We start from the raw sequence: 15,911 nt of genomic DNA, 5'->3' as shown, positions 1-15,911 counted from the left end.
TCGGCGCTTCAGAGCCAGCCCTTTTCTCTCGCGATGCGCACCGCCTCGGCCCTGTTGCGTACCGCCAGTTTCTGGATCGCCGTCGAGAGGTAGTTGCGGACCGTGCCCTGCGACAGATGCAGCGCCGCGGCCAGTTCCGCGTTGGTGGAACCGTCGGCCGCCGCGCGCAGGATCTCCCTTTCGCGCCCGGTCAGGGGGTTCGCGCCCCCTGCCAGGGCCGCGGCGGCGAGAGTGGGGTCGATGACCCGCTCTCCCGCCAGCACCTTGCGTACGGCCTCCGCCAGTTGGGCGGCCGGGGCGTCCTTGACCAGGAAGGCGTCGGCGCCCGCTTCCATGGCGCTGCGGAGGTAGCCGGGGCGGCCGAAGGTGGTGAGGACGACCAGCTTCACCGCCGGGAGTTCCCTGTGGACCAGGGCCGCCGCCTCGATACCGGTGCAGCCCGGCATCTCGATGTCGAGGAGGGCCACATCCACGTCGTACTCGCGGGCGGCCGCCAGCACCTCGTCGCCGCGCGCCACTTGGGCGACGACCTCGATGTCGTCCTCAAGACCGAGGAGGGCGGCCAGCGCCTCGCGGACCATCGACTGGTCCTCGGCGAGCAGAACCTTGATCGTAGGGCTCATGCACCGGATCCTACGGCCGGCGGCGAGCCCGCGGGGACGCGGGCGACCAGCCGGAACCCGTGCTTCGTGCGCCCCGCCTCCAGGTTTCCGCCCGCCTTCTCCAGACGCTCGGTCAGGCCTGTCAGGCCGTTGCCCGGCCCCTTGCCCGAGCCGCCGGATCCGTTGTCCTCGACGGAGAGTTCGAGCATCTGCCCGTCCAGGGTCTGCCGCCTGAGCACCTCCACCGTGCACCGTCCGGCACCGCTGTGGCGCACGACGTTGGTGATCGCCTCGCGCAGCGCCCAGGCCAGGGCCGACTCGCTCCCCTCCGGGACGCCCGCGAGGTCGGGTTCGGCGGGCACGTCGGCGGTGATGCCGGCCGTCGTCAGGGCGACCTGCGTGCCCGCGAGCTCCGCGGACAGCCGGGGGCGCCGGTAACCGGTGACCGCCTCGCGGACGTCCACCAGCGCCTGGCGGCTGACCTGTTCGATGTCGGCGACCTGCTGGGCCGCCTTGTCGGGGTCGCCGGGGAGCATGCGGCCCGCCAGCTCGCTCTTCAGCGTGATCAGCGAGAGGGAGTGACCGAGCAGGTCATGGAGGTCGCGGGCCAGGCGCAACCGCTCCTCGTTGGCGGCCAGTTGGGCGACCGTGGCGCGAGCCTTGCGCAACTCGACGGTGGTGCGCACCAGTTGCTTCACGCCCGTCATCGCGAAGCCGAGGAGCACCACCACCAGCAGCAGGCTCCAGTCGAACTTGCTGTTGTACAGGCCCACCAGGAGCATCGCCAGGGCGTTCAGCCCGATCGCCCAGTACGTCACCGGCATCGGGAGAGTGGCGCCGCAGGCGACGGAGACGTAGACGAAGAGACCGATCCATGGGTAACCGAGGGTGAGGCCCAGGACAATGGCGAGCGCGGCGAGCAGGACGACGAAGGCGCCGACGGCCGGGCCCGAGAACGGGCGGCCCATGTTCCGGAAGACCAGCGTCAGATAGACGCCGGTGAAGGTCGCCAGGGCCACCCAGCCCGCCGCGGTCGCGGCGGGGGTGTGGTGGCCGGACGCCAGGTCCTGCATCGGCGCCCCGAGGAAGATCAGCCAGGGCAGGATCCAGACCAGCTTGCGCATCGCGTCGCCCCGGTCGCGGGGCGGCTGGCCGATCCGGACCGCGTGGTCGTCCCGGCAGTCCTCGGGCAGCCCGTCGTCCGTCATCGTGCTCACGCCTTCAGCGTGTCCTTCCGGTACAGCCAGGCCGCGCCACCCGCGAAGAGCAGGAAGAAGGCGACGAGGATGGCGATGTCCTGGGCGTGCGGGGCCTGGCTCTGTTCGATGGCGCGCCCCAGGGCAGCGTACGCGTGCGTGGGCAGCCACTCGGCGATGTCCTGCAGCCAGGACGGGAAGCTGGTGGACGGGAACCACAGGCCGCCGAGGATCGACAGACCGAAGTAGATGATCATCGTGATCGGGCGCACCGCGTCCCCGGAGGCGAGGTAGCCGATGGCGACGCCGAGCGCGGCGAAGACCAGGCTGCCGGCCCAGATCGCGCCGGTGAGGGCGAGCCACTGCCAGGCGTCCAGGCGTACGTCCTTCACGGCGGCGGCGACCACGAAGACGACCACGATGGACGGCAGGCTGACGACGGCGGCGCTGGCGGTCTTCGCGAGGACGTAGCCCCGCCCCGGCAGCGTGGTCAGCCGCAGCTGCCGTACCCAGCCGCTCTCCCGCTCCTTGGCGATGCGCTCGCTGTTGCCCATGAGGACCGCGGTCAGGGCGCCGAAGGAGGCCATGGACACCATGACGTACGACGCGACGCTCAGGCCGGTGCCGTCGACGGTGCCCCTCTGGCTGGAGGCCAGCAGGAAGATGACCGACGGGTAGATCACCGAGAAGAACAGGAACTTCCGGTTGCGCAGGGCGCGCGCCAGTTCCAGCTTGATCAGGCCCCGCGAAGCAAATGTGTTCAGCATGACTGCTTGGCCTCCTCGGCGGCGGTGATGGCGACGAAGGCCTGCTCCAGGCCGAGCCCGGCGACTTCGAGGTTGCGGGGGTAGACGCCGAGGCCGTACAGGGCGTGCACGGTCGCGTCGGCGTCGGCGGACTGGATGCGGACGGTCTGGCCGCTGACGGCGAGGGAGGTGAGGAAGGGAAGAGCGCGCAGAGAGGCCTCGTCGATGGTGCCCTCCAGGTCGAAGGCGACCCGCCTCGCTCCCGCCTTCGCCTTGATCTCGGCCGCCGTCCCGTCGGCCAGCAGCCGGCCCCGGTGCAGCACCAGCACCCGGTCGGCGATCGCGTCCGCCTCCTCCAGGTAGTGCGTGGCGAACAGGACGGTCCGGCCCTGGTCCGCCTGCTCGCGCATGGTGGCCCAGAAGGCCTGGCGGGCGGAGACGTCCATGCCGGTGGTGGGCTCGTCGAGGACGATCAGGTCGCTGTCGCCGGCGGTGGCGAGGGCGAAGCGGACGCGCTGGGCCTGGCCTCCGGAGAGCTTGTTGACCTTGCGGTCGGCGATCTGCGCGACACCGGCGCGGGCGAGGACGTCACCGGCCTTGTACGGCTTGGGGTGCAGGTCGCAGGCGAGCTTCACCAGTTCGGCGACCGTCACCTCGTCCATCAGCCCGCCGCTCTGCAGCATCGCGCCCACCCGGCCGGCCACGATGGCCTCACGCGGGCTGGTGCCGAAGACACTGACCGTGCCGCTGTCGGCCTGCTTCAGGCCCAGCAGCAGGTCCAGGGTGGTCGACTTGCCGGCCCCGTTGGGCCCCAGCAGGGCCACGGTCTCCCCCGGGTGCAGGGCGAGCGTCAGCCCGTCCACGGCCCGCACGCTCCCGTAGGTCTTGCTCACCTGCTCGAACCCGACCACCGGGGTGGCGGTCGTCGTCGCTGTCGTCGTCATGTGCACCATCGTGGCCGCGGGGGCCCCGGCCGCGGCAGTGCCGACGGTCCTGACTGCCGGATGACAGATGTCATGCCGGGGGCGGTGGCCATACGACGAGAGGGCACCCGGCGGGTGCCGGGTGCCCTCTCGTGCGCTGTGCCGCTAGCTGGGGTTCGACTCGATGACGCCGACCCTGTTGGTCTTGCTCAGGAGTGCCTGGCGCAGGGCGACATAGACGTCCTGGGGGGTGACGGCCGTCTTCTTGCCGGTGCCCCGGGTGATCAGGACGCCGTTGAACTGGCGGCCGTAGAGCTGCTTGAGCGCGGTGAGGTCCGGCTTGTCGACGAGCTTGCCGTTGACGGCCTCGACCCTGAGGAACTTCCACAGGGAGTTCTGCGGGCTCAGCGGCAGCGAGACACCCGTGTCCGTCTTGACGGTGGCAAGGCCCGACATCGCCGGCTCGGCGAACGCCTTCATCTCGCGGTCGACCTCGGCATTGGTCACCGACGGCTGCTGGGTCGTCGTCGCGACCGTCACCGGGGAGGTCGCGTCGGTCTCCACCTGGTTCCGGTACGCCTCCTTGACCGCCTCGGTCGACTTGGCGACGTCGATGCCCTTGCCCGCCTTGCCGTAGACGGCGACGGCCTTGCCGGACTTGAACTCGATCGTGCCCTCGGTCATCGATCCGGAGCCGCCGGCCGAGGACTTCAGGGCCGCGGTCAGCTTCTCCTCGTCGACGGGCATCACCGGGTCGACGACACGGTGGTTGCCGAAGAGGGAGCCGATGACGGAGACCGGGTTGTAGTCGCTCTGCGCGGCCGCTGCGACCGTGGCCTGCTCGTCGAACTGGAGCCCCGCCTGATCCGGCTTGAGGGTGACGGTGTCACCGCCGACCGACAGCTTCAGCGGCTTGTTCACCCGGTCGCCGAAGGCCTCGTCGAGCTTCCTGACGGCGTCGTCGCGGGTGCCGCCGCCGACGTCGACGCCGAGCACGGTGGTGCCCTTGGGTACGTCGGAGTGGTTCATCAGCAGCCCGGCGCCGTACGCTACACCGCCGAGGACGAACACGCCGGTGCCGGCCAGCACCAGCTTGTTGCGGCCCTTCTTCTTTTTCTTGGGTGCGGGGGACGCCGGAACGTTCTGTGCGACCGGCTCGGGCAGCTTCGGGGGGGTGTGCGGCAGCGGGCCGTCGGTGTGGGCACCGGGCCCGAAGGGCGAGTTGGAGTCGGTGGGCATGACCGGCATGCTGCTGGTGACGGTGTGCCCGGAGACGTTGTCGGGGGCCGGGTAACCCGGCGTGCCCGGCCCGGGGGCCGGCTTCTGCGGGGTGAGGATCGCGGTGTCGTCGCTGAGGCCGCCACCGGGGCCGAGACCGGCGCCGTGCGGGCCGCCCATGCCGCCGGGACCGGCGGGTGCGCCGAGTCCGGAAGGCGCGCCGGGTCCGGCAGGCGCGCCACCGAGGGGTGTGCCGCCGTGGGGTGCGGTCAGGGGGCTGTCGCCCATGACCGGTCCGCCGGTCGGGCCCGCGGGGCCCTGGGCGCCACCAGGGCCGCCGTAGCCGCCCGGACCGTTGAAGCCGCTCGCGCCGCCCGGGCCGCCGTAGCCGCTCTGGCCGCCTGGCCCGTTCGGGGCGCCGTGCTCCCCTTCCGAGAAGTACGGCAGGTCGTCGCGGCGCGGTTCGCCGCCGGGACGCGAGCCGTTTCCGAGCGGTCCCGCGGCCAGCGCCTCGGTGACGTCGAAGGAACCGGTGCCGCCGCCGTGCCCGGGAGCCACCGGCCCGCCGGTCGCACCGGGCAGCCCGGCGCCGTTCGTCCCGCCGGGGCGGGGGGCGCCGCCGTTCGCACCACCGGGGCGGGAGCCGCCCGGCACGCTCATGGAGCCGACCACGCCGCCGGGACGACCGGCGCCCGGCCGTGCGCCGCCGGGAGCGGCTCCCGCACCAGGAGTCCCGGCGCCCGCGGCGGGCGCGCCCTGCGCACCCGAACCGCCCGGCAGACCGGCCCCGTTGGTGGCGCCGCCGCCCTGACCGCCCGGGCCCGGCCCCGACTTGCGGGGCGCGAACCAGTTGCTGGTCTTCTCCTCCGCGGCGGGGGCGGGCTCGGCCGGGGACTCGACCGTGCTCATGGCCTGGGTCACGCCCGGCGCAGGAGTCTCGGTCTGCGGGGTCTCGTCGGAGCCCTCGGTGTCCGCGACGGGCGTACGCACGACGACCGGCGGAATGGGTCGCGACCCGGGGATGTTGATCCGGATCCGGGTCGTCAGTGTGGTCTCGGTCTTGCGGTCCTCCGGCTGCGCGGCCGAACGGCCCGCATCCGTACCGGCGTCGGAAGCCGTGGGTGTCCCGTACGGCGGCGTGCCCGACGGGTATGCGGCTCCGCCGCGCCCGTTGGGCCCGGAGGACGGAGTGTCAGTTTCACGACTCAAGGCAGGTTCTCCCGGTTGGCTCCGCCGCCCGACACAACCTCACGGGCGGCTCGGCGGCGCGCACCACCATACTGGCCACCTCTGGCGCGTATCCCATGACCGCCTGGGAAACCCACACGGGACTCGCACGCAGACTTAATGGCGAAGTAGTACGTCACTTCCCAAGTCGGACGTCACGGCCACCTGGTTGCCGCCCCTGTCCAAGGGTGGCGCAGATCACAGCCACGGCCATCCCTCCGAGCAGGAAGAGATAGGAGCCGCCTCCTGCGCCGAAGAGGAAGTCGCCCTCGGGTCTGCTCGCGGTGAGCAGGATGACGGCGATCATCCAGCCGGCGGCGGGCGCGATGGACCCGCCCCGGCCGCCGGTGGCCCGTCCGCCGCCGAGGCACAGGCCCGCCTCGCCCGCGAGCGCGAGCAGCAGCCCGCCCGGGAACCAGCCGGCCTGCACCAGCGCACCGGCCGCGCCGACGACCAGGCCGAGCACGAAGAGACCCACGTACAGCAACGTCCGCCCGACGGAGGGCCGCTGCAGCGGCTGGGCGAGCAGGGAGCCCCGCTCGGTCATGACGCCTCCCCGGTCCCGGCGAACAGATCGGTCTCCCGGGCCGCCCCGTCCGGCCCGCGCACCAGCTCGTAGTACTCGGTGGCGAACAGGGGCTGCGCCTGCTGGTTCGAGAGCGCGAAGTACGGCTCCGCCACCTCGATCTGGGTGGCGTGCGCCCGCATCGCGGCGGCCTTGGCGGCGGCGTGCGCGGTGCCGTCGATCTCGGCGGTGATCCGCTCGTCCGGCACGACACCCGGTACGTCCTCGATGACGGCGGCCTTGGAGAACGGCAGAGCGGTCAGTTCCTCCGCAAGCCGGGCAAAGGCACCCTCGGCGACGGACCGGGGCACCCGGTTCCAGTAGATCTTGGGGATCGGCCGGCCCGCCTCGGCCGCCAGCTCGGCGGCGCGCATGGCGACGCGGTGGGCCTGGATGTGGTCGGGGTGGCCGTACCCGCCGTTGTCGTCGTAGGTGACGAGGACCTGGGGGCGTACCTCCAGGATCACCTCGACGAGATGCCGGGCCGCCTCGTCGACGTCCGCCTGCCAGAAGCAGGCCGGGTCGTCGTTGTCGGCGAGGCCCATCATCCCGGAGTCCCGGTAGCGGCCCGGGCCGCCGAGCAGACGGAAGTCCTCGACGCCGAGCTCACGCATGGCGGCCGTGAGCTCGCGCAGCCGGTACTCGCCGAGGGCGGTGCCGGTGAGGTGCCGGAGCTCCGGCGGGATGACCTCGCCGCGCTCGCCGAGGGTGCAGGTGACCAGGGTCACGCGAGCACCCCCGGCCGCATACGCGGCCATGGTCGCGCCGTTGTTGATCGACTCGTCGTCCGGGTGCGCGTGCACCAGTAGCAGACGCCGGGCAGGCAGTTCCGTCATGGACCCCACCCTACGAGGCGGTACCGACAGCACCACGCAGCCCGGGGGGTCGGAACCTTCGGCCCGGGCGTCAGAACTTGATGCTGCCGATCATCCCCGCGATGTTCGTCGTCAGCTCGCTGATCGTGGGAGCGATGGTCGAGGAGGCCAGATAGAAGCCGAGCAGCATGCAGACGATCGCATGCCCCGCCTTCAAGCCTGACTTCTTGACCAACAGGAAGACGACGATCGCCAGCAGCACCACCGCCGAAATCGAGAGTGCCACGGCGGTTCACCTCCAAAGGTCCCAAGGGCGCGGGGGTCGGACTGAGGGGGCAGATAAATCCATGCGATAACCAGCAGGTTCATACCCACTATGCGGTAGTGATCATAACTATCCGAACGCGCGCATCGCTCGGCGCACGGCCGCACAAGGGGGCGCATGGCCAATATGGTCGGTCCATGACGACGAGGTCCGATTCCTTCCCCCGCCGGCACGCCCGCACCCAGCGCTTCACACTGGGCGCGCCGCGCGCTTTCACCGTCGCACCCGACGGCGCCCGTGTGGTCTTCCTGCGCTCCACCTCCGGTACGGACATGGCGAGTTCCCTGTGGGTCCTCGACGCGGCGCAGGGCGGGGAGCGCGTGGCGGCCGACCCGCGCGCCCTGCTGGGTGGCGCCTCGGAGGACCTCCCGCCCGAGGAACGGGCGCGCCGCGAACGCAGCCGCGAGGGCGGCGCCGGCATCGTCGGCTACGCCACCGACGCGGCCGTGGAGTTGGCGTCCTTCGCGTTGTCGGGGCGGCTTTTCGCGGCCGAGCTGCGGGCCGGCACGGCCCGTGAACTCCCCGCCGCCGGGCCGGTGATCGACCCGCGCCCCTCCCCCGACGGCAGGCATGTCGCCTACGTCGCGCACCGTGCGCTGCGGGTCGTCGGCGCCGAGGGCAAGGACGAACGGGCGCTCGCCGAGCCGGAGTCGGCGAACGTCACCTATGGACTGGCCGAGTTCATCGCGGCCGAGGAGATGGGCCGTTCGCGCGGCTTCTGGTGGTCGCCGGAGTCGGACCGGCTGCTGGTGGCACGCGTGGACGACACACCGGTGGCGCGCTGGTGGATCTCCGACCCGGCCCGGCCGGAGCGTGATCCACAGCAGGTGGCCTACCCGGCTGCGGGCACCGACAACGCGGAGGTGCGGCTGTTCGTGATCGGCCTGGACGGGGTGCGCACAGAGGTCGTCTGGGACCGGGCGCGCTATCCGTACCTGGCCCATGTGCACTGGTCGGACGCGGGTGCGCCGCTGCTGCTCGTACAGGCGCGCGACCAGCGCAGTCAGTTGTTCCTGGCGGTGTCCCCGGAGACGGGTGGGACCCGGCTCGTACACGCGGATGAAGATCGAGTTTGGCTTGATCTTTTCCCCGGAGTGCCCTGCTGGAGTCCGTCCGGGCAGCTCGTGCGCATCGCCGACGAAGGGGGCGCACGGGTTCTCGCGGTCGGTGAACGCCCGCTGACGGGACCGCAGTTGCACGTCCGCGCGGTGCTGGACGTCACTTCGGACGACGTGCTGATCTCCGCGTCGGCCGGCGCGGAGGCGGCCGCCCCCGAGACCGGCGAGGTGCACGTCTATCGCGTCAACGAACTGGGCCTGGAGCGCATCTCGCAGGAGCCCGGCGTGCACTCGGCGGTGCGGGCGGGAAGCGTGACCGTACTGGTGTCCGCCTCGCTCGACCGGCCGGGCGCCCGCGTACAGGTCCTTCGCGACGGCGGCCGAAGGGAGGCCGGGGCCCCGCCGGCCGGAGGCCCGGGAAGCGCGGTGATCATCACCTCGTACGCCGAAGATCCCGGTATGTCCCCGCGCGTGATCCTCACCGAGGGGGGCGCACGGCGCATCCCGTGCGCCGTCCTGCTCCCCCGTGATCACGACGGTGCGACCCCGCTCCCCGTCCTGATGGATCCCTACGGCGGTCCGCACGGACAGCGGGTGGTCGCCGCCCACAATCCACATCTGACCTCGCAGTGGTTCGCCGACCAGGGGTTCGCGGTGGTGGTCGCGGACGGGCGCGGCACCCCGGGCCGCTCCCCGGCCTGGGAGAAGGCGGTCCGCGACGACCTCGCGGCGGTCGTCCTTCAGGACCAGGTGGACGCGCTCCAGGCGCTCGCCGCCGACTTCCCGCTGGACCTGAGCCGGGTCGCGATCCGCGGCTGGTCCTTCGGCGGCTATCTGGCGGCGCTCGCGGTGCTGCGCCGCCCGGACGTCTTCCACGCGGCCGTGGTGGGCGCCCCGGTCACCGACCTGCGCCTGTACGACACCCACTACCAGGAGCGCTACCTCGGCCACCCGGGCGAACAGCCGGAGGTCTACCGGCGCAACTCGCTGATCGACGACGCGGGCCTGGTCGGTCCGGCCGAGCAGCACCGCCCGATGATGGTCATCCACGGCTTCGCCGACGACAACGTGGTGGTCGCCCACTCCCTGCGCCTGTCCTCGGCCCTGCTCGCCGCCGGCCGCCCGCACGAGGTGCTGCCCCTGTCCGGCGTCACCCACATGACCCCGCAGGAGTCGGTCGCCGAGAATCTGCTGCGGCTCCAGCTGGATTTCCTGCGGCGTTCGCTCGCACAGCCGCGCAAATCTGCATGAACCGCGTTAACACGCAGGCAACTTCGAGGAAGTGATACCGATATACGGACGCGCGAGGCTGAACAGCGTACGGCCGTGCGGGTGCCGTAAACGGGCCGGGGTGTCGCCATGTCACCCCGGCCCGTTGCTCTGCCCCTCCGGACCCTTTGGCCTCCCCGGCCCTTTCGGCTCCTCCGGGGGCACGACGACCTTCTCCTCGGCGAAGTGGCAGGCGGAGTCGTGGGCGGCCGGCCCGCTCGCGAGCCGGAACTCGGCGGGCACCGCGAGCGCGGGCACTTCCAGCGCGCACCGCTCCTGCGCCTTCCAGCAACGGGTGCGGAAGCGGCACCCGGAGGGGACGTTCGTCGGCGAGGGCACGTCACCGGCGAGGATGATCCGCTCCCTGTGCTCACGTGCCTCCGGATCGGGCAGGGGAACGGCCGACAGCAGCGCCTGGGTGTAGGGGTGCGTCGGATGGTCGTAGATCTCCTCGTCCCTGCCGGTCTCCACGATCCGCCCGAGGTACATCACCCCGACCCGGTCCGAGATGTGCCGGACGATCGACAGGTCGTGCGCGATGAAGACGTACGACAGCTCGAACTCGCTCTGCAGCCGGTCGAGAAGGTTGATCACCTGGGCCTGGACGGAGACGTCCAGCGCGGAGACCGGCTCGTCGGCGACGATGATCTCGGGGCGCAGTGCCAACCCCCTTGCGATGCCGATGCGCTGGCGCTGGCCGCCGGAGAACTGGTGCGGATAGCGGTTGATGTACTCGGGGTTGAGCCCGACGACGTCCAGCAGGTCCTGCACCTTCTGGCGCCGGTCCCCCTTGGGCGCCACCTCGGGGTGGATCTCGTACGGCTCCCCGATGATGTCGCCCACGGTCATCCGGGGGTTGAGGGAGGTGTACGGGTCCTGGAAGACCATCTGGATGTTGCGCCGCACGGACCGCAGGGCCTTGCCGGAGAGCCTGGCGATGTCCTCGCCCTTGTAGCGGATGTTCCCGGCCGTCGGCTTCTCCAGGTTGACCAGCATCTTGGCGACCGTCGACTTGCCGCAGCCGGACTCGCCGACGATGCCGAGGGTTTCTCCGCGGCCGAGTTCGAAGTCCACGCCGTCGACGGCCTTCACCGCGCCGACCTGTTTCCTGAAGAGGATCCCCCGGGTGAGCGGGTAGTGCTTGACGAGTCCGCTGACCTGCAGAATCGACTCAGCCATTCAGGCACTCCCTCCAGAAGTGGCAGGCGCTGTGCCGGGCCGAGTCCGGACCGTCCACCTCGTGCAGGGGCGGTACGTCAGTACGGCACACGTCCTGGGCCATCGGGCAGCGGGGGTTGAAGGCGCAGCCCGGTGGGATGTGCATGAGGTTGGGCGGCAGGCCCTTGATGGCGTAGAGCTCCCGGCCCTGCTGGTCGAGCCGCGGGATCGACTCCAGCAGGCCCTTGGTGTACGGGTGCGCGGGCAGCTTGTAGATGTCGTGCACCGGGGCCGACTCGACGATCCGGCCCGCGTACATGACGGCGATCCTGTCGGCGACGTCGGCCACCACGCCCAGGTCGTGGGTGATGAGGATGAGCCCCATGTGGTACTCGCGCTGCAACTCGGCGAGCAGGTCCATCACCTGGGCCTGCACGGTGACGTCGAGGGCGGTGGTGGGTTCGTCGGCGATGATGAGGGCCGGCTCCAGGGCGAGGGCCATCGCGATCATGATGCGCTGGCGCATACCGCCGGAGAACTGGTGCGGGTAGTCCCTGACCCGCTCCCTGGCCGCCGGGATCCGCACCCGCTCCATCAGCTCGACGGCCTTGGCCCGCGCGTCCTTCTTCGACATGCCCCGGTGTACGACGAACATCTCGCCGAGCTGGTCGCCCACGGAGAGCACGGGGTTGAGGGAGGACAGCGCGTCCTGGAAGATCATCGCCATTTCAGCGCCACGGACCTTGCGCCGCTCGTCCTCCTTGAGCTTCAGCAGGTCCCTGCCCTGGAAGAGGATCTCACCGCCGGTGATCTTCCCGGGCGGGATGTCGAGGATGCCCATGACCGCCTGCGCGGTGACGGACTTCCCCGACCCGGACTCCCCGAGCACGGCAAGGGTCTCCCCCGCGTCCACGCTGTAGTTGACCCCGTTGACGGCCTTGGCGACCCCGTCCCGGGTCCGGAACTCCACATGCAGGTCCCGCACTTCGAGCAACATGGCGACGACTCACCTCAGCTTCGGATCGAGGGCGTCGCGGACCGCGTCGCCCATCATGATGAAGGCGAGCACGGTGATCGCCAGGGCTCCGGCCGGCCACAGGAGCATGTGGGGGGCGTTGCGGATGTAGGCGGAGGCCGCGGAGATGTCGATGCCCCAGCTGACCGTCGGCGGTTTGAGGCCGACACCGAGGTACGACAGGGTCGCCTCCAGCGCGATGTACGTGCCGAGCGCGATGGTCGCGACGACGATCACCGGGGCGACCGCGTTGGGTGCGATGTGGCGGAGCAGGATGCGGGAGTCGGAAGCGCCGAGGGCGCGGGCCGCCTGAACGTAGTCGTTCTGCTTGGCGGTGATGACCGAGCCGCGCGCGATGCGGTAGACCTGCGTCCAGCCGAGCAGCACCATGAACCCGATGACCGGCCAGATCGTGTTGCTGGTCACCACGGAGAGAAGGACGAGACCGCCGAGTACGACCGGGATCGCGAAGAAGATGTCGGTGATCCGGGACATCAGCGAGTCCCAGCCCCCGCTGAAGTACCCGGCGAGCCCGCCCAGGATCGAGCCGAGGAGCGCGACGCCGAGCGTGGCCAGGACACCGACGCTGATGGAGATGCGGGTCCCGTACACGGTGCGCGTGTAGACGTCGCAGCCCTGACCGTCGTAGCCGAAGGGGTGTCCGGGCTGTGAGCCCTCCTGTGCCTTGGCGAGGTCGCACTTGAGGGGGTTGCCCGAGGCGATCAGCGACGGCCAGATGGAGATGACGACCAGAAAGAGGATCACCAGCGCCGAGCTGATGAAGACGGGGTTGCGGCGCAGGTCGCGCCAGGCGTCGGACCAGAGGGAGCGGGGTTTCTCCGCCGGGCTCGTGCCATCCGGGCCGCCGGGAGTCCTCTCCAGGGTCTCCGCCTCGGTCACCGCGAGGTCCATCGCGCCGCCCATGCCCGCGGAGGAGATGGCGCCCTCGGACTCGTACTGCTCAGGCATAGCGGATCCTCGGGTCGAGTACGGCGTAGAGGAGGTCGACGAGCAGGTTGGCCACCAGGAAGACGAGGACGAGGACGGTCACGAAGCCGACGACGGTCTGGGTGTTCTGCCGGAGGATGCCCTGGTAGAGCTGGTAGCCGACGCCGTGGATGTTGAAGATCCGCTCGGTGACGATCGCACCGCCCATCAGCGCGCCGATGTCCGTGCCGATGAAGGTGACGACGGGGATGAGCGAGTTGCGCAGCAGGTGGCGGATGATGACCCGCTGCCGGGGCAGGCCCTTGGCGACGGCGGTGCGGACGTAGTCGGAGCGCCGGTTCTCCGCGATGGAGGTGCGGGTCAGCCGGGTCACGTAGGCGAGCGAGACGGACGCGAGGACCAGGCCCGGCACGATCAGCTCGCCGAAGGTGGCGTCCGTGGAGACCGACGGTTTGATCCACCCCCACTCGACGCCGAGGAGGAGTTGGAGCAGCAGACCGGTGACGAAGGTGGGGACGGAGATGACGACGAGGGTGAGAACGAGGGCGGAGGTGTCGACGGCGCTCCCGCGCCGCAGCCCCGTGATGACGCCCAGCGTGACGCCGATGACGATCTCGATGAGGATCGCGACGACGGTGAGGCGGATGGTGATCGGGAACGCCGTCGCCATCAGCTCGGTGACCTTCTGGCCGTTGAACGCCGTACCGAAGTCGCCGGTGAAGACGTTCCCCATGTAGGTCAGGTATTGCTGCCAGACGGGCTTGTCGAGCCCGAACTCCTTCTTCAGCTGGGCGGCGGTGGCCGCGTCGCACTGCCGCTCGCCGCACAGGCCCGCGATGGGATCGCCCATCACGTTCACCATCAGGAAGATCAGCAGCGTGGCCCCGATGAACACCGGGATCATCTGGAGCAGACGCCGGACCACGTACCGTCCCATGCCCGGTCAGCCGACCTTGATCTCGTTGTAGACGGGGACGCTGAACGGGTTGAGCGCGACGCTCGAGAGGCGCTCGGACCAGCCGGCACTGCCGTTCTGGTACCAGAGCGGGATCGCGGCCATGTTGTCGCGGACGACCTTCTCGGCGTTCTGGAAGATGCCGATCGCCTTGGTGGTGTCGGTCTCCGTGTTGGCCTGGTCGACGAGCTTGTCGAAGTCCTTGTTCGACCAGTGGCCGTCGTTGGAGGAGGCGTTGGTGTAGTACAGCGGCTGGAGGAAGTTCTGGATGAGCGGGTAGTCCATCTGCCAGCCGGCCCGGAACGGACCCGACATCTTCTTCTGGGTGATCTGGGTGCGGAAGTCGGCGAAGGTGCCGATCGGGTTGCCGACACAGGCCTTGTCGTTGCCGAGCGCGTTGTTGATGGAGTTGCAGACGGCGTCCACCCACTCCTTGTGCGAGCCGGTGTCCGCGTTGTACGTGATCTTGACCTGGCCGCCGGGGAGCCCGCCGCCCTCCTGGACCAGCTTCTTGGCCTCGCTGGGGTTGTACTCGCAGCCGCTCCCGCACAGGCCGTCCTGGAAGCCGCCCTTCGTGCCGAGGACCGGGGAGGTCCAGTCGGTCGCCGGGGTCCGGGTCTTCTGGAAGATCGTGTCGGTGATCTGCTCGCGGTTGATCGCCATGGACAGGCCCTTGCGGACCTTCACCGCGCCGCTCGTGTTCCAGTCCTTGTCGTAGAAGGGAAAGGCGAGCGTCTGGATGATGCCGGCGGGGGTGTTCAGATAGCGGTCGCCCAGGTCGCTCTTGACGTTCTTGAGCTGGGCGGCCGGGACGTCGTCGACCAGGTCGAGGTTGCCGGCCATCAGGTCGGTGTAGGCGGTGTTGTTGTCGGTGTAGACCTTGAGGTCCACGCCGCCGTTCTGCGCCTTGTCGGTGCCGGGGTACGCGTCCCACTTCCGCAGGGACATCTTCGAGCCCTTGGTGTACGACTGCACGGTGTAGGGGCCGTTGCCGACCGGCTTCTTGATCCACCCGGCGTGGTCGGTGTAGAAGGCCTGGGGCAGGGGCGCGAACGCCGGGTAGCCGAGGGTGTCCGGGAACGTCGAGAACTTCTGCGTCAGCTTGACGGTGAAGGTCCTGTCGCCGGTGACCTTCAGGCCGGTGAGCGTGTCGGCGGTCTGCGCGCCGGTTTCCGGGTGGACCTTGTCGTAGCCCTCGATGTAGCCGAAGAAGTACGCGTTCTTCTGGTTGTTCTTGAGGCTGGCGCCGTAGTTCCAGGCGTCCACGAAGGACTTGGCGGTGACGGCCTCGCCGTTGCTGAACTTCCAGCCCGCCTTGACGGTGACGGTGAAGTTCTGCGAGTCCGTGGTGTCGATCTTCTCGGCGAGCATGTCCTTGGCGGCGCCGGTCTTGGGGTCGTACCTCTTCAGCCCCCGGAAGATCATGTCGAGGACCTTGCCGCCCTGCACCTCGTTGGTGTTCGCCGGCTCCAGCGGGTTCTGCGGGTCCCCCCAGGAGGAGCTGAGCACAGCGCTGCTGTCACCACCGCTGCTCCCGCTGCCGCTGCCGCTGTCGCCGCCGCAGCCCGTCGCGGCGAGCGCGACCGCCGCCGCACATGCGGCCCATTTGGCGTGCGTGGCTCCACGCATGGAGTGCCTCCTCGGGACATGCCAATCCGTTACCGGTCAATATCCGAGGAAAGGAGACATGGTGCACATTCGGTGCACCCATCTGCGGGACGGATCGCCCGAAGGAGGGTGGCACCATCCGGGCGAGGGCAGCCCCCAGCCGTCACGGAGGCGGCGCGAACACAGTGGAAAGAGGACGCCGGAACGTGCGCGGAGGTTCCGCACTTGATGGAAATCTGAGCATTCCGACCCCGCGTGGCCCACATCACATTATGTGGCCCAT

At 70.2% G+C, this 15,911-nt stretch carries 14 protein-coding genes; 1 reads left to right on the top strand and 13 read right to left on the bottom strand.

Going from position 1 to position 15,911, the window contains the following annotated elements:
- Positions 1-8 precede the first annotated feature (8 nt).
- The 8 genes from ACYUED_RS29145 to ACYUED_RS29110 all read right to left on the bottom strand — a co-directional run bounded on the left by ACYUED_RS29145 (position 9) and on the right by ACYUED_RS29110 (position 7,578).
- Complete coding sequence (locus ACYUED_RS29145; protein WP_491286646.1) at positions 9-623, bottom strand: response regulator; 615 nt, start codon at positions 621-623, stop codon at positions 9-11.
- Positions 620-1,810 carry a sensor histidine kinase gene (locus ACYUED_RS29140; RefSeq protein ID WP_491294481.1) on the bottom strand — a complete coding sequence of 397 codons (1,191 nt, stop codon included), beginning with the start codon at positions 1,808-1,810 and terminating at the stop codon, positions 620-622. The genes ACYUED_RS29145 and ACYUED_RS29140 overlap by 4 nt, the downstream gene beginning before the upstream one ends.
- 5 nt (positions 1,811-1,815) lie before the next feature.
- Entirely contained in the window at positions 1,816-2,565 is a 750-nt protein-coding gene (locus tag ACYUED_RS29135; protein WP_491286644.1) for an ABC transporter permease, read from the bottom strand.
- Positions 2,559-3,488: an ABC transporter ATP-binding protein gene (locus ACYUED_RS29130; protein ID WP_491286642.1), complete on the bottom strand. Its 930-nt coding sequence runs from the start codon at positions 3,486-3,488 to the stop codon at positions 2,559-2,561. The genes ACYUED_RS29135 and ACYUED_RS29130 overlap by 7 nt, the downstream gene beginning before the upstream one ends.
- A 144-nt stretch (positions 3,489-3,632) precedes the next feature.
- Positions 3,633-5,894 carry a hypothetical protein gene (locus tag ACYUED_RS29125; protein ID WP_491286639.1) on the bottom strand — a complete coding sequence of 754 codons (2,262 nt, stop codon included), beginning with the start codon at positions 5,892-5,894 and terminating at the stop codon, positions 3,633-3,635.
- 154 nt (positions 5,895-6,048) lie between these two features.
- A complete protein-coding gene (locus ACYUED_RS29120; RefSeq protein WP_491286637.1) occupies positions 6,049-6,459 on the bottom strand; it encodes a DUF6113 family protein in 411 nt (136 codons plus the stop codon).
- Positions 6,456-7,313: an N-acetyl-1-D-myo-inositol-2-amino-2-deoxy-alpha-D-glucopyranoside deacetylase gene (mshB, locus tag ACYUED_RS29115; RefSeq protein ID WP_491286635.1), complete on the bottom strand. Its 858-nt coding sequence runs from the start codon at positions 7,311-7,313 to the stop codon at positions 6,456-6,458. The genes ACYUED_RS29120 and mshB overlap by 4 nt, the downstream gene beginning before the upstream one ends.
- A gap of 70 nt (positions 7,314-7,383) precedes the next feature.
- Positions 7,384-7,578, bottom strand: a complete 195-nt coding sequence (locus tag ACYUED_RS29110) for a hypothetical protein (protein WP_491286633.1) — start codon at positions 7,576-7,578, stop codon at positions 7,384-7,386.
- A 176-nt stretch (positions 7,579-7,754) separates the two neighbouring features.
- Here ACYUED_RS29110 and ACYUED_RS29105 point away from each other — a divergent pair, with 176 nt between their 5' ends.
- Complete coding sequence (locus ACYUED_RS29105) at positions 7,755-9,926, top strand: S9 family peptidase (protein ID WP_491286630.1); 2,172 nt, start codon at positions 7,755-7,757, stop codon at positions 9,924-9,926.
- Between the two features lie 111 nt (positions 9,927-10,037).
- Here the strand turns inward: ACYUED_RS29105 and ACYUED_RS29100 are convergent, their stop codons facing one another.
- The 5 genes from ACYUED_RS29100 to ACYUED_RS29080 are packed head-to-tail and all read right to left on the bottom strand — an operon-like array spanning position 10,038 to position 15,649.
- Positions 10,038-11,123: an ABC transporter ATP-binding protein gene (locus tag ACYUED_RS29100; protein WP_491286626.1), complete on the bottom strand. Its 1,086-nt coding sequence runs from the start codon at positions 11,121-11,123 to the stop codon at positions 10,038-10,040.
- A complete protein-coding gene (locus ACYUED_RS29095; RefSeq protein ID WP_491286624.1) occupies positions 11,116-12,099 on the bottom strand; it encodes an ABC transporter ATP-binding protein in 984 nt (327 codons plus the stop codon). Before ACYUED_RS29095 ends, ACYUED_RS29100 begins: the two co-directional genes overlap by 8 nt.
- 9 nt (positions 12,100-12,108) lie before the next feature.
- Complete coding sequence (locus ACYUED_RS29090; protein WP_491286622.1) at positions 12,109-13,086, bottom strand: ABC transporter permease; 978 nt, start codon at positions 13,084-13,086, stop codon at positions 12,109-12,111.
- The gene (locus ACYUED_RS29085; RefSeq protein ID WP_491286620.1) at positions 13,079-14,002 is read right to left on the bottom strand and encodes an ABC transporter permease; all 924 of its coding nucleotides are present in this window, start codon (positions 14,000-14,002) and stop codon (positions 13,079-13,081) included. The genes ACYUED_RS29090 and ACYUED_RS29085 overlap by 8 nt, the downstream gene beginning before the upstream one ends.
- A gap of 6 nt (positions 14,003-14,008) precedes the next feature.
- A complete protein-coding gene (locus ACYUED_RS29080) occupies positions 14,009-15,649 on the bottom strand; it encodes a peptide ABC transporter substrate-binding protein (RefSeq protein WP_491286619.1) in 1,641 nt (546 codons plus the stop codon).
- Between the last annotated feature and the right edge of the window lie 262 nt (positions 15,650-15,911).

It is taken from the genome of Streptomyces sp. DF42 (assembly GCF_058267695.1).
The sequence above is the reverse complement of the archived record's forward strand: the minus strand, read 5'-3'. Positions and strand labels throughout refer to the sequence as shown.

Bases quoted from the DNA above. Each gene is read 5' to 3' on its own strand.
- ACYUED_RS29120 (WP_491286637.1), bottom strand. From the start codon at position 6,459: ATGACCGAGCGGGGCTCCCTGCTCGCCCAGCCGCTGCAGCGGCCCTCC.
- ACYUED_RS29130 (WP_491286642.1), bottom strand. From the start codon at position 3,488: ATGACGACGACAGCGACGACGACCGCCACCCCGGTGGTCGGGTTCGAG.
- ACYUED_RS29090 (WP_491286622.1), bottom strand. From the start codon at position 13,086: ATGCCTGAGCAGTACGAGTCCGAGGGCGCCATCTCCTCCGCGGGCATG.
- ACYUED_RS29145 (WP_491286646.1), bottom strand. From the start codon at position 623: ATGAGCCCTACGATCAAGGTTCTGCTCGCCGAGGACCAGTCGATGGTC.
- ACYUED_RS29105 (WP_491286630.1), top strand. From the start codon at position 7,755: ATGACGACGAGGTCCGATTCCTTCCCCCGCCGGCACGCCCGCACCCAG.
- mshB (WP_491286635.1), bottom strand. From the start codon at position 7,313: ATGACGGAACTGCCTGCCCGGCGTCTGCTACTGGTGCACGCGCACCCG.
- ACYUED_RS29080 (WP_491286619.1), bottom strand. From the start codon at position 15,649: ATGCGTGGAGCCACGCACGCCAAATGGGCCGCATGTGCGGCGGCGGTC.
- ACYUED_RS29135 (WP_491286644.1), bottom strand. From the start codon at position 2,565: ATGCTGAACACATTTGCTTCGCGGGGCCTGATCAAGCTGGAACTGGCG.
- ACYUED_RS29100 (WP_491286626.1), bottom strand. From the start codon at position 11,123: ATGGCTGAGTCGATTCTGCAGGTCAGCGGACTCGTCAAGCACTACCCG.
- ACYUED_RS29140 (WP_491294481.1), bottom strand. From the start codon at position 1,810: ATGACGGACGACGGGCTGCCCGAGGACTGCCGGGACGACCACGCGGTC.
- ACYUED_RS29095 (WP_491286624.1), bottom strand. From the start codon at position 12,099: ATGTTGCTCGAAGTGCGGGACCTGCATGTGGAGTTCCGGACCCGGGAC.
- ACYUED_RS29085 (WP_491286620.1), bottom strand. From the start codon at position 14,002: ATGGGACGGTACGTGGTCCGGCGTCTGCTCCAGATGATCCCGGTGTTC.